Below are 12714 nucleotides of genomic sequence, written 5' to 3'. Positions count from 1 at the left end.
CTACGGCTACTCGGCCGTGTCGAACTTGAGCATCACGGGCAGCTTCAGCACGACCAGCGGCAACGCGCTGCAGAACGGCGTGCCGCGGACCGGCCTGTCGGGCGCCACGAGCAGCACGCAGACGTTCACGCTGGCCGTGCCGGCCGGTGCGACGAACCTGCGCTTCGTCACGAGCGGCGGCACGGGCGATGCCGACATGTACGTCAAGTTCGGTTCCGCGCCGACGACCTCGAGCTACGACTGCCGTCCGTATCTGTCGGGCAACAACGAAACCTGCACCATCACGACGGCCCAGGCCGGTACGTACTACGTGATGATTCGCGGCTACTCGGCCTATTCGGGCCTCAGCCTGACCGGCAGCTTCACGCCGTAATCCGCACCACGCGACTCGCAACCCCGGCTTCGGCCGGGGTTGCCGTTCCCGCCTACGAACGACGACCGGCACGCCGCGGCGCTGGCCCGGCGCCGGCGTCTCACCGAGGACGCCATCATGATCGTGCGAAACCGTTTCTCTGCCGCGCTGATCGCGGCAGCCGTCACCGCGGGCGCCGCGCAGGTCCACACCGTCAACGCCACGACATCGCCGGGCTTTGCCGGCGACACCGCAAGAACCGCGCCGGTCTACATCGTGACCTCGCGCGACACTTACGCAAACCTCGCCGATCTCGCGCGCGATCCGATGGCGCGCATCGACAGCGTCGGCAGCGATCTCGTCGTCGCCGAGACGCAGGAGTCGCAGCTCGCCGAGATCGCCGCGCGCATCCACAAGCGCGAACTGCGCTGCGGCGGCTATTTCGCGTTCGCCTCGCGCGAAGCCGCCGACGCCTTCGTGCGCGACGACGGCGCCGCGGCGGGCGCGCGGCGCAACCTGCTGCTCGCCTACACGATCGACAATCAGGCCACGGTCAATCCGTGGCTCGACCTGCCGGCCGAAGCGAACATCCGCGGCACGATCACGACGCTGTCGGGCTACAAGAACCGCTACTACGCGAGTACCTACGGCAAGGCCTCGGCGGAATGGATCCGCACGACGTGGGCCGGGCTCGCGAACGGCCGCAGCGACGTGACGGCCGAGCTCTACACCGGCTGCACGAACTGCTCGACGCAGCCGTCCGTGATCCTGACCGTGCAGGGCGGCGATCTCGCGAACGAAGTCGTCGTGCTCGGCGCGCATCTGGATTCGATCAACTCCTCGGGCGGCGGCAGCAACGAGCAGACCGCGCCGGGCGCCGACGACGACGCGTCGGGCATCGCGACCTTGACCGAAGTCATCCGCGTCTCGCTCGCGAGCGGCTGGAAGCCGCGCCGCACGATCAAGTTCATGGGCTACGCGGCCGAGGAAGTCGGCCTGCGCGGATCCAACGCGATCGCGCAGTCGTTCAAGACGGCCAACACGAACGTCGTCGGCGTGCTGCAGCTCGACATGACGAACTACAAGTCGGGCAACGTCGAGGACATGCAGCTCATCACCGACTACTCCAACACCGATCTGAAGAACTTCGTCGTCGCGCTGTTCGACGCCTACCTCGGACCCCGCGGGCTGACGCGCGGCACCTATACCTGCGGCTACGGCTGCTCGGATCACGCATCGTGGACGAGCGCGGGCTATCCCTCGGCCATGATGTTCGAAGCCGGCAACAGTTCGGGCGGTTACTTCGGCAGCATCCACACGGCCAACGACACGCTCGCGAACATGAGCAACTCCGCGCAGCACAGCGTGAAGTTCGCGCAGCTCGGCCTCGCGTTCGCCGGCGAGCTCGGCAAGACCGCCGGCACGACGCCGCCGACGAATCTGCCGCCGGTCGCGGGCTTCTCCTCGGCGACCAACGGCCTGACCGCGACGTTCACCGACACCTCGACCGATTCCGACGGCACGATCGTGTCGCGCAGCTGGAACTTCGGCGACGGCACGACCTCGAGCGCGACGAACCCGGGCAAGACCTATGCGGCCGCCGGCACGTACACGGTGACGCTGACGGTGACCGACGACGACGGCGCGACGAACACGAAGACCGCGGCGGTCACCGTGACCGCGCCGCCGACCGGCACGGTGCTCGAGAACGGCGTGCCGAAGACAAATCTGTCCGCACCGACGAATGGAACCCTGTCGTTCACGCTGGTCGTCCCGGCCGGCGCCACGGGCCTGAAGTTCGTCACGAGCGGCGGCACGGGCGACGCGGATCTCTACGTGAAGTTCGGTTCCGCACCGACGACGTCGAGCTACGACTGCAAGTCCGATGGTTCCAGCAATGCCGAGACCTGCACCATCGCGAGCGCGCAGGCCGGCACGTATCACGTGCTCGTGCGCGCGTATTCGGCCGTGTCCGGACTGAGCCTGACCGGCAGCTATTCGACCGGCGGTGGCGGCAACGCGCTGCAGAACGGCGTGCCGAAGACGGGGCTGTCGGGCGCGAGCGGCACGTCGCAGACGTTCACGCTGGTCGTGCCCGCGGGTGCGACGAACCTGCGCTTCGTCACGAGCGGCGGCACGGGCGACGCCGACATGTACGTCAAGTTCGGTTCCGCGCCGACGACCTCGAGCTACGACTGCCGTCCGTATCTGTCGGGCAACAACGAGACCTGCACCATCACGACGGCCCAGGCCGGTACGTACTACGTGACGGTGCGCGCGTACTCGGCCTATTCGGGACTCAGCCTCGCGGGCAGCTTCACGCCGTGATCGATCGCAGGGCAGGTCGGCCAGGGAAGGCCGGCTTTTTGCGTTGATGGACAGGCGGGGCTGCCGCTCTTGCCGGAATCGCCAGATGCTTTGTGGCGGAAGCAAAAGAGCAAAAAAGAAAAACCATCCCCGCTCATGCCCCTTGAAGGGGAGGGTTATCGACAGCGTCGCGCAAGCGTCAAAAGCGAGCGATAACGTCGCTTGCCGGCGGGATTCTCGACCCCGGAGCGCGTGTCGCTCGACCGCCGGACCGGTCGGACAGCACCACGCCTCACGCCCTCACGGCGACCCCCAATCCTGATTCGCCGCGCTGCTGACGAGCCGCGTGCGATCGCGGCCCGCGGGGCTCATCCAGAGATCCGACGCGCCGCGCATGCCGCTGGCCGCCAGCAGCTGCAGCCGGCGTTCGTCGGAGCAGCGCGACGCTGCGGCGTTCGCATCCATGAGGCTGTGCACCAGCAGTTCGCCGAGCACGTCGCCGTTGGCGCGCGCGTCGTTGTGCAGCGCGTCGAGTTCGCGCGCGGACTGCTCGATCCTGCCGCCGCCCTGCAGCACGAGCGCGCGCACGGTGCGGATGCGGCGACGCTCGTACCAGTAGTCCGGCGGCGCGACCGCGTCGGCGATTTCGATCTCGCGTGCGGCTTCGGCATTGCGGCCCTCGGCCAGCGCAATCTCGGCGCGCGTGATGCGCAGGCTCGCTTCGAGCATGCGGTAGCCCGAACGCTGCGTCAGCGGCAGCGTGCGATCGACGAGCGCGTTCGCGGTATCGAAATCGCCGATGCGCGCGAGCAGCGGCGCGACTTCCATCGCGAGACCCCAGCGGTCGGGCAGCTCGCGCGTGTCCTGCGGCGCCTGCGTCATCGGCGCGAGCAGCCGGCGCGCCTCGGTGACGTCGCCGGCCTGGATCGCGAGCTCGGCTTCGCCGATGTCGGCCAGGTGCTCGAACGCGGGCACGCCGGTCGCGCGGCAGCTGCGGAACTCGGTGCGCGCGTCGGCCGGCCGTCCCTGCACGATGCGCACGGCCGCGCGCATGCAGTTCATCGCGGCCATGCTCTGCGGCAGATTGCCCGCCGACGCGCTGCGCAGCGCGCTCTCGGTGCGTTCGAGCGTGCGCAGCGCACCGTCGAAATCGCCGCGCCAGTACTGCAGGCGCGCGCGGTTGAGTCCGATCGCGTAGGCGGTCGAACCTTGCTGCGGCTCTGCATCGAGCAGCTTCAGACGCTGATCGGCGCCCGCGAAATCCAGACGCAGTACATCGAGCTGCAACAGCGGCAGATCGAGGCGGCGCCGCTCGATGCGATGGCCCGTCGACTCGGCGACCGCCGCGGCCTGCGCAAAACGCTGATGCGCTTCCTGCGCATCGCCGGCGCGAAAGCGCGCGACCGCGACGCGGCGCAGCGCTTCGATCTCGATGCGTGCATTGCCGGCCGAGCGCGCCTCGGCAAGCAATTGATCGAGCGTTTCGCCGGACACGCGATCGTCGCGCTCGAGCTGCGCGCGCAGACGCGCACCGAGCACGCCGAGCCGATCGCCCGTCGCCGCGAAACCCTGCTCGGCCCGTTCCAGCAGCGCGACGTCGACGCGTTCGCGCGCACCGCTGCGCGCGTCGGCCAGTGCGAACGCGGCCTGCGCCTGTTCGTGTTCCCAGCCCAGCATCTGCGCGAGTTCGAGCGCCTGCGTCGCGCTCGCGATCGACGCGCGGAAATCCTGGTTCGCGATCGCGATGTCGGACTGTGCGACGAGCCAGCCGAGCGCCGCGCCGGGCGCATTCGGCAGCGGCGCCTCGAGACGCTCGGCCGCGTCGCGCGGACGGCCCGCACGGTGCAGGCTCGTCGCTTCGGCGATGCGGTACTCGGCCACGTCGTCGCGGCGTGCCTCGCGCAGCGCGGCGAAGGCGTCGGCCGCGGCCAGATGCTGCTCGCGGATCATCAGTCCTTCGGCGCGCAGCGGCGCTCCGAGGAATTCCGGCAGTTCGGCGGTCCAGCCGTCGGCGCGCACGAGTTCCGCCTGCGCCGCGCCGCGCTGGCCGAGCTGCGCGAGCGCGCGCGCGAGCCGGAAGCGCGCGAATCCCATTTCCGGTGCCGAGGTGACGACGCCGGTATACGAGCGCACCGCGTCGCCCCAGCGATGCTGGTCCTCGGCTTCGAGCGCGGTCGCGAGCTGCTGCGCCGCGCTCGCATCGAGCCGCAGTTCGGGGCCGGCGTAGTTCTCGCTCGCGGCGAGCCGCGCGAACACTTCGTCGCTGACCTCGGCGATCGCGCCGACGAGATGCTTGACCGGCGCGACGCGCACGACGGGCGTCTGCGCGACCGCGCCGCGGAAGTGCGCGGCGATGCGCCATTCGCTGCCCTGGGCCGGCGCGGCCAGATCGATCAGCACGACCGCTTCGCTGCCGTCCGCGGCGAGATCGGCCGGATTGCGCAACTCGACGCGCGGACTGCTGCGAAGCTGCCACGCGAGCCAGCGCTGCAGCAGATACGCCGGCCAACGCTGCGAGTCGGGCAGGCTGGAGTCGGGCGCGACGACGAGTACGACGCGCAGCGGCGCCGCATCGCGGCCGCGCGCGCCGAGCAGGCCGCCGGTCAGCAGCATGAGGCTGAGGCAGACCGCGGCCGCCAGCGCGATGGTCCAGCCGCGCGTGATCGGCGGTGCCGCACGTACGGCCGGCGCGACGAAGGCGGCGGCCGGCCTGGCCTCGGCCACATTGGCCGGCTCGGGCGCGTCGACGGCAGCCGCGGTGGCGTCGTCGGCGACGACAGGCGTTTCCGCCTCGGCTGCGGCCGCCGGCAGCAGCGCGTCGTCGCCGTGCACGAGTTCGAATTCGACGCCGGCCGGCGGATCGAAAATGTATCCCTGCTTCGATACCGTGCGGATCCATTGCTTTGCCGCGCCGCCGAGCGCGCGGCGCAGCAGCCAGATCGATGTCGTGAGGTTGGCGTCTTCGACGACCGCGCCGCGCCAGACGCGGCGGAAGATCGCGTCGCGCGTGTGCAGCGTGCGCGGTTCGCTGAGAAACAGCAGCAGCAGTTCGAAGCAGCGCGGATTCAGCTCGTGCATGACGCCGGCGCGGCTGACGGTGCGATAGCGCGGATCGATCTCGATCTCGCCGAGGCGTACGAGCCGCGTGTCCGCGGGCCAGGGCAGCGTTCTGTCGGCCATAGCTAGTTACCCTCGCAGGGGCTTGCGCCGTCGATCGCCGATCCTGCGACGGTTGCAGGACGGCGTTCGGTGACGAAACCGGCATTCCTGTCGAGCGCAATCACTGTGACGGGACGCATCGCACCGGTGCGCGATGCGTCCGGCCGCGCTGCGCGCACGACGTTCCGCATGTCTCGTCCTGACGCGACGCGCGTCGGTACGCGGCAACTCCGGCAGAGAAACGCCAGGCAATCCGTGCCGGCCGCGAACGCGCGGCCACAGCGCAGTACACGTGCTGCGATGCAACACGTGCAGGTCCTTTATGTAAGCCCCCCCGGGCACCGAGCGTAGCCGCTCAGGTTGTAACCACACATCCTGGCAAGGATAGGGGCGCGCATGCAAGCGCTGTCTAACGACCAAAAGACATATCGGCGGCAGGGACGCACCGCGCTTGACGATGCGGCGAACTCGGCCGCGCGGATGACGTGCGTTTCGCGGCGCGAAGTGCGCCCGTCCGCGAGAATCAGGCGGCGTCGGCCGTCATCGCCGACAGCCTCGCGCGTTCCTTGCGCGCGAGCGCCTCGTTGAGATCGATGAAATCGCGCAGCAGCGTGTTGCCCGGATCGCTGGCGAGTTCGGCGTGCGCGCAGCGCAGGCAGTTCTCCAGACGCCGCAGCGTGTCCATTTCGGTCGGACGAAAATCAAGATCCATGCGCATCGAAGCCTCTCCAACGACAAGCCGATCCGGCGTCCGCCTCACCGAACGCGCGACACGCGGCGGCGGGGTTCGCCGGGGACTGCGCGCGAAAAAACGGCGCGAACGAAGCTCCGTCCGCGCCGCCGTTTCGCCGGGCGCATTCCGGCAGGACCGGTCTACTCTTCTTCTTCCTCGTCCGAGACCATCTGGTCATCGTCGCGTTCCGGCTGCTGACGCTGCGGATTGCCGGGGTTCTGCACGTTCGGCTGCTGCTGCGGGGACTGCCCCGGGTTGCGCGGGTTCGCCATGACGTCTTCTCCATGCGATATGCGCTGATGCGCAGGTGAGGCGAGCGCAAGGGGCATGCCAGTGGAACGTCGGCAGGCGGACGCGAACGGGCGGCGCACGGCTCGCGCGAAATGCGCGACGCACACCGCGCTTTCGTGCAAGCCGACCGGGAGGGACTGAAACTGAACGATGCGCCGTGCGGATATGGGGCCACGCGCCCGCTGCGATTCACGCACCCGAGACGGCGCATCCGGAGAATCGCTCGCGACATCGCCACGTCCCGCTCGGGCAACGATACGGACGAACCGCCTCGGGAGATCGCCGCGTGACGAGCAATTCGGAACAGTCTGCCGGCAGGCTCGACCTCATGGCCCGCTCGGCGCAGTTGCTGCGCTTCGCCTCGCGCTACCGGCATCTCGCGGGTTCCGCGGGCGAAGCCGGTTCGCGCGACGAGGCCGATGCCTTCGTCGAGGACATCCAGAAGCTGGGCCCCGCCTTCATCAAGATCGGCCAGACGCTGTCGGTGCGTCCCGACCTGCTGCCGCTGAGTCATCTGAACGCGCTGCAGAAACTGCAGGACGACGTGACCGCCGTGCCGCTCGCCGATGTGCGCGAGGTCATCGAGCGCGAACTGGACGTGCGCGTGTCGAAACTGTTCGAGACCTTCGACGACAGACCGCTCGCCGCGGCCTCGCTCGCGCAGGTGCATGCGGCGACACTGCGCGACGGACGCGAGGTCGTGGTCAAGGTGCAGCGCCCCGGCATCGCCGACAGCGTGGACAGCGATCTGGCCGTGCTGCGCGGACTCGCCGGCGCCGCCGACCGCTTCACCGACCAGGGCCGCCGCATCCGTTTCGGCGACTGGATCGAGGAGATGGCCGAGACGCTGGCCGAAGAACTCGACTATCGCCTCGAGGCCGCGAACATGCGTTCGCTCGCCGCGCATCTGGCCGACTACCCGACGCTGTTCGTGCCTGCGCCGATCGCGGATCTGTGTTCCGGCCGCGTGCTCACGATGGATCGCGTGCACGGCCGCAAGATCGCCGAGCATCCCGGAATGCAGCGCCTGGAGCGGCCGCTCGATCTGCTCGCGCAGGATCTGATCCGCTGCTACCTCGACCAGATCTTCGTCCATCGCATCGTCCACGCCGATCCGCACCCGGGAAACCTGATCCTGTCCGGCGACCGGCTCGCGCTGATCGATGCGGGCATGGTGCTGCGCCTCGCGCCGCGCATGCGCGACGAACTGCTGTCGCTGATGCAGGCGACGATCGCCGGCGAGAGCGAACGCGTCGCGGGGCTCATCGCGCGCATGGGCGAGCGCCTCGCGGTGTTCGACGAGCGCGCGTGGCAGCGCCGCTGCAACCGGCTCGTGCTGCGCTATTGCAGCCAGTCCGTGCACGACGACGTCGGCGCCGGCGAGCTGCTGCTCGCGCTCGCGCGGCAAAGCGTCGAATCCGGCCTGCGGCCGCCGCCGGAAATCGCGGCGCTCGGCCGCACGCTGCTCGCGCTCGAAGGCTCGGCGCGCCGGCTCGATCCGCAGCTGCGGCCCAACGACGTCGTGCGCGACAAGCTCGACGCGCTGCTCGGCCAGCGGCTCGGCGAGGAATTCTCGCGCCGCCGGATCCGCAGCCATCTCGTCGAACTCGCGGAAGTCGGCGCGCGCTTGCCGCAGCAGCTGCGCGACACCTTCGATCTCATCGCGCGCAACCGGCTGCGCGTGCGCATCTCCGGGCTCGGCGAGGCGCGGCTGCTCGAAAACCTGCAGAAGATCGCGAACCGCATCAGCACCGGCCTGATCTCGGCCGGGCTCGTCGTTGCCGCCGCGCTGACCTTGCGCATCGACGCCGGCCCGCGGCTGCTCGGCTATCCGGCGCTCGCGCTGGTCCTGTTCCTCACGGCATTCGGCCTCGGCGCCGCGCTGATCGTCAGTTCGCTGCGATCGGACCGGCGCAAGTAGCGACTCAGCGCGACGACCGCCGCTTGCGCGCGGTGACGACCTGCCCGACGACGGCGGTCAGCAGGATGCAGGTGTTGGTGACGACGAAGACCGCGCTTCCGACCAGCGCGCTGTAGACGATGAACCCGATCGACGACGCGATCTGTCCCGCGAACAGCCAGCGCGACACGCCGCGTGCCGACTCATCCCTGGCCTGCGTGACGATCTGCCGGATCAGCGTCGCCAGCAGCACGGCCGAAGCGGCCCATCCGACCAGATCCGCAGTCACGCCATCGCTCCGCTGCGCCGGGCTGCGAGCGTGCGCCGGCTTCCCGCCGAAGCTATGCCCGGGCGGGTGATGCATGCGTCAAACGGTGCGCCTGGCCGTCCTTCCGCGCTGCGGCGACGGCCAGCGGTTTGGGGCCGGAGCCGGCATGTCCCGCGAAGATCCAATGTGAACACCTGTACAAAGCGGCACGGAACCGGTCATGCATTCTGCCGCCATCACGCACGCCGGCTTGCGTTGTGCGCGGTGGGAGCGCGGCGCGTCGCACGTTTGCGTGCGGTTTTTCGGCATGGCGGCACCGGTTTGCACGTTGGCATGCCGGTTGCCGTACCGCCGTCACTCTCGCCCGCACACGGAGTTCCATCATGTCCATCGACAAGCAGGTTTCCGACGATCTCAATCTCGATCCGGTCAGCGGCGCGCCCGGCGCGCATCCGGTCGGCACGGGCATCGGCGCAGCGGCCGGCGGAGCGGCCGCCGGTGCCGCCGTCGGCACGGTCGCCGGCCCGGTCGGCACGGCCGTCGGCGCAGCGGTCGGCGCCGTCGTCGGCGGACTCGCCGGCAAGGGCGTCGCCGAAGCGATCGATCCGACGGCTGAAGCGGCCTACTGGGAAGCGAACTACGCGACGCGTCCCTACGTCACGCCGGGTACGACCTACGCCGACTACGAGCCCGCGTATCGCTATGGCTGGGAGTCGCGCGCCCAGTACGCCGATCGCGACTGGAACACCGTGGCACCGACGCTCGCATCGGAGTGGCCGCGGCGCGCCGGTGCGTCGGGCTTGAGCTGGGACCGCGCACAGCCGGCCGTGCGCGATGCGTGGCACCGGCTCGACGGCACCCTCGTCTGATCGCCGGCGTCACTCGGGTCTCGGACACGGAATGTCGCGCACGCTGACGCGAAGTTCACCTCGCCGCCACGGACGGCGGCGGGCAGGTCGCGTGCCGGACCGTAGTCATCATGGCGGCGCACTCGCCGGCGCAACCGGCGTCGCGCCATGACCGCGCCGCTCATCGGCGTCGCGGGCTGGGCGCTGTCGCGCGATCTGCAGCCGCAGTTCGCGCCCGGCGACAGCCATCTCGCACGCTATGCGTCGCGATTCGACGTCGTCGAAATCAATTCCTCGTTCTACCGGCCGCACCGGCGCGCGACGTACCAGCGCTGGGCGGCGACGGTTCCCGACGAATTTCGCTTCGCTGCGAAACTGCCGCGCACGATCACGCATGAACGCCGTCTCGTCGCGGCGACGGCATTGCTCGACGCGTTCCTGCAGGAAGTCGGCGGCCTCGGCGAAAAGCTTGGCGTACTGCTGATCCAGCTGCCGCCGACGCTCGCGTTCGATGCGCCGCACGTCTCGACGTTTCTGCAGGCATTCCGCGCGCGGCACTTCGGCACCGCCTGCGTCGAGCCGCGCCACGCGTCGTGGTTCACCGCCGCAGCCGGCGATATGCTCGCGAACCACCACATCGCGCGCGTCGCCGCGGATCCCGCCGTCGTTCCGGCGGCAAGCGAACCCGGCGGCGACCCGTCGCTGTGCTACCTGCGCCTGCACGGATCGCCGCGCATGTACTACTCCGCCTACGACGACGCGCAACTCGACACGATCGCATCGCAGCTCGACGACGCGGCACGCCACGCGGCGAACACCTGGTGCATCTTCGACAACACCGCCGACGGACACGCGATCCCGAACGCGCTCGCGCTGCGGCGGAGGTTGCGCGGTTGAATCTGCCGGGACTGCGTTGCGGGATCAGGCGGGAGCGTAGCGCAGCCGGATCACGTCCTCGTCGATCCGATCGTGCGACACGAGGCGCAACGGCGGCCGCGGACCCGCGAAATACGGCGTGCCGTGCCCCAGCACGACGGGATGCAGATAGATCCGGTATTCGTCGATCAAACCCAGCTCAGTCAGGCTCTTCGCGAGTTCCGTGCCGGCAACTTCGATCTCGCCGTCGACTTCGGCCTTGAGACTGCGAATCGCGCCTTCGAGGTCGTCACCGACGAGAAAGGCGTTCGGACCGACCGACGTCAACGTCCGCGAGACGACCCATTTCGGCTGCTTGCGCCACGCCATACCGAACGCGCGCCGGTCGTTGTCCGATTCCCACTCGGGATGATCGTCGTCCCAGTAGCGCATGATCTCGTACATCTTCCGGCCGTAGAGGCTTCCGGCCTGCCCCTGCGCCTCTGCGATGAAATGACGGAACAGCGTCGGGCTCGGCCCGAACGCCATGTGGTCGACGTAGCCGTCGAGCGACTGGTTCATGCCGAATACGAGTCTGGCCATGGAATTCCTCCATTGCGGTACCGGACATCAGTTTCGCTGCTTGGCACGTACGAAAAATAACCGGCTCGAAACGAGCACGAGCGCAACTACGCATCCAGCGATCGCCGCGGTAGCACCACGGCCGGGCTGACGAAGCTTTCCGGACTCGCCCCGCCCGATCAGATACCTTCCGATCGAGGCCTGCCCAGGCACCGAAGCCGGATATCGACCGCTGACAATCGCGTTCTTCGTGCGCTCTTCGCGTGCTGCTCCTGAACGGGATCGAAGCCCAGGCAGCGCGGCTGCGAAACCCGCCGGCAGCCCACGCATCGATCGAGGACGAAGTCTATCGATCTATTGCGGGCGCGAAAGGGGGAAATCGCTCGGCTTGCCCGATGCGACAGGGCCTTCGCCCCGATGGACGACAGTGGTTGCCGATCGCTGGTCGAAGGGCGTTTCGCGCAGGCAGGACGCAGGTTTCGAACGGTCGCCGCGTTGGCGGCGCTCCCGTGATTCCGATCGCGCTACGGCTCCCGGCGCGAGCAGGGCGGCTGCGCCTGCAGCGGAGCTGGGACTACTAAGGTTGCTTACCGCGACTGTCGCGGTCGCTCTTCAAACCTCTTCAGCGCGAATAGCAGCAGACCGTCGTCATATGGTGCGATCCATGCGCCCCGCGCGTCGAGCACGCGGCATGCGACCGTTAGCATCTCCATGGCCTCAGGTCTTCCCGCCGGAAATTCGGATGTGGTCAGCAGCGTGCGGGTAGAAGTTCTCGGTCCTATCCTCACGTACAGCGTGTCGGCTCCCGCAACAGCGACGAGCGATATTTACACTTATACAGTTTGCGTGCAACGAACCTGCGCCTTTGCTTCCGTGCTTCTACGCATCCGCTCGCCATGGGCCTAGCCTGCCATCCAGGCTCGGAGCGGCTGCAAAAAGCGCCGGCCCATACGTCCGGTGCGAGGCTGACTCTGACGTAAGCGCCTGATTTCATGGCGCGCCCGGAGGATTCGAACCCCCAACCACGGAGGGTAAGAAATAGGCGTCTGGCTCTGTCTCGGTTCGTCCGGTTCCTAGCAGTATCAGCTAGTTAGCGTGCGGCAGCGTATCGTTTGGTCCGGTGTTGGGTGGCTTCGTGCTGCCTAGCTGCTGCCCAGGGCTGACAAAGTGAACATTGCGAACTCAGACAGGCGAAAGATTGAGATAACGCGCGCGCTGGTCGAGAGCGCTCAGATCCTGCCGCCTGCCTACCGCATTCACGACACTAAGCAACACGGTTGAGCCTGAAGGTGCATCCGACCGGACGGCGCGAGTGCGGACAAGGCAGCTGCCAGCGCGCAGAACCTGGGCGACAGCTCGAACAGCGCGGCCCAAGGACTGACGAACGTCGCAATCGCTGCGGCTGCCGCCCGCGATGCG

At 68.7% G+C, this 12714-nt stretch carries 10 protein-coding genes; 5 read left to right on the top strand and 5 right to left on the bottom strand.

Annotated features, from left to right (window positions below):
* Positions 1 to 373: PPC domain-containing protein (locus VLF18_RS00500; protein ID WP_325277651.1), on the top strand; the 373-nt coding region annotated here is incomplete at its 5' end.
* A 117-nt stretch (positions 374 to 490) separates the two neighbouring features.
* Positions 491 to 2680, top strand: coding sequence for a M20/M25/M40 family metallo-hydrolase (locus VLF18_RS00495; protein WP_325277650.1), 2190 nt, complete (start codon positions 491 to 493; stop codon positions 2678 to 2680).
* Positions 2681 to 2959: 279 nt separating this feature from the next.
* Here the strand turns inward: VLF18_RS00495 and VLF18_RS00490 are convergent, their stop codons facing one another.
* From VLF18_RS00490 to VLF18_RS00480, 3 genes are all read right to left on the bottom strand, one after another.
* The gene (locus tag VLF18_RS00490; protein WP_325277649.1) at positions 2960 to 5839 is read right to left on the bottom strand and encodes a winged helix-turn-helix domain-containing protein; all 2880 of its coding nucleotides are present in this window, start codon (positions 5837 to 5839) and stop codon (positions 2960 to 2962) included.
* A 502-nt stretch (positions 5840 to 6341) separates the two neighbouring features.
* On the bottom strand, positions 6342 to 6536 hold the full coding sequence (locus tag VLF18_RS00485; protein ID WP_325277648.1) for a hypothetical protein: 195 nt from the start codon (positions 6534 to 6536) through the stop codon (positions 6342 to 6344).
* 155 nt (positions 6537 to 6691) lie between these two features.
* A complete protein-coding gene (locus tag VLF18_RS00480) occupies positions 6692 to 6823 on the bottom strand; it encodes a hypothetical protein (protein WP_325277647.1) in 132 nt (43 codons plus the stop codon).
* A gap of 305 nt (positions 6824 to 7128) precedes the next feature.
* On the opposite strand from VLF18_RS00480, the gene VLF18_RS00475 reads away from it, so the two are divergent.
* The gene (locus VLF18_RS00475) at positions 7129 to 8763 is read left to right on the top strand and encodes an ABC1 kinase family protein (protein ID WP_325277646.1); all 1635 of its coding nucleotides are present in this window, start codon (positions 7129 to 7131) and stop codon (positions 8761 to 8763) included.
* Between the two features lie 4 nt (positions 8764 to 8767).
* On the opposite strand, the gene VLF18_RS00470 is transcribed toward VLF18_RS00475, so the two are convergent.
* A complete protein-coding gene (locus VLF18_RS00470) occupies positions 8768 to 9031 on the bottom strand; it encodes a hypothetical protein (protein WP_325277645.1) in 264 nt (87 codons plus the stop codon).
* Between the two features lie 362 nt (positions 9032 to 9393).
* Here VLF18_RS00470 and VLF18_RS00465 point away from each other — a divergent pair, with 362 nt between their 5' ends.
* Both VLF18_RS00465 and VLF18_RS00460 read left to right on the top strand, forming a co-directional pair.
* Positions 9394 to 9879 carry a hypothetical protein gene (locus tag VLF18_RS00465; RefSeq protein ID WP_325277644.1) on the top strand — a complete coding sequence of 162 codons (486 nt, stop codon included), beginning with the start codon at positions 9394 to 9396 and terminating at the stop codon, positions 9877 to 9879.
* A gap of 147 nt (positions 9880 to 10026) precedes the next feature.
* On the top strand, positions 10027 to 10755 hold the full coding sequence (locus VLF18_RS00460) for a DUF72 domain-containing protein (RefSeq protein ID WP_325277643.1): 729 nt from the start codon (positions 10027 to 10029) through the stop codon (positions 10753 to 10755).
* Positions 10756 to 10779: 24 nt separating this feature from the next.
* Here VLF18_RS00460 and VLF18_RS00455 read toward each other — a convergent pair whose 3' ends face one another.
* On the bottom strand, positions 10780 to 11316 hold the full coding sequence (locus VLF18_RS00455; RefSeq protein ID WP_325277642.1) for a dihydrofolate reductase family protein: 537 nt from the start codon (positions 11314 to 11316) through the stop codon (positions 10780 to 10782).
* Positions 11317 to 12714 lie beyond the last annotated feature (1398 nt).

It is taken from the genome of Tahibacter sp. (genome assembly GCF_035481375.1).
Taxonomy (GTDB): Bacteria; Pseudomonadota; Gammaproteobacteria; order Xanthomonadales; family Rhodanobacteraceae; genus Tahibacter.
The sequence above is the reverse complement of the archived record's forward strand: the minus strand, read 5'-3'. Positions and strand labels throughout refer to the sequence as shown.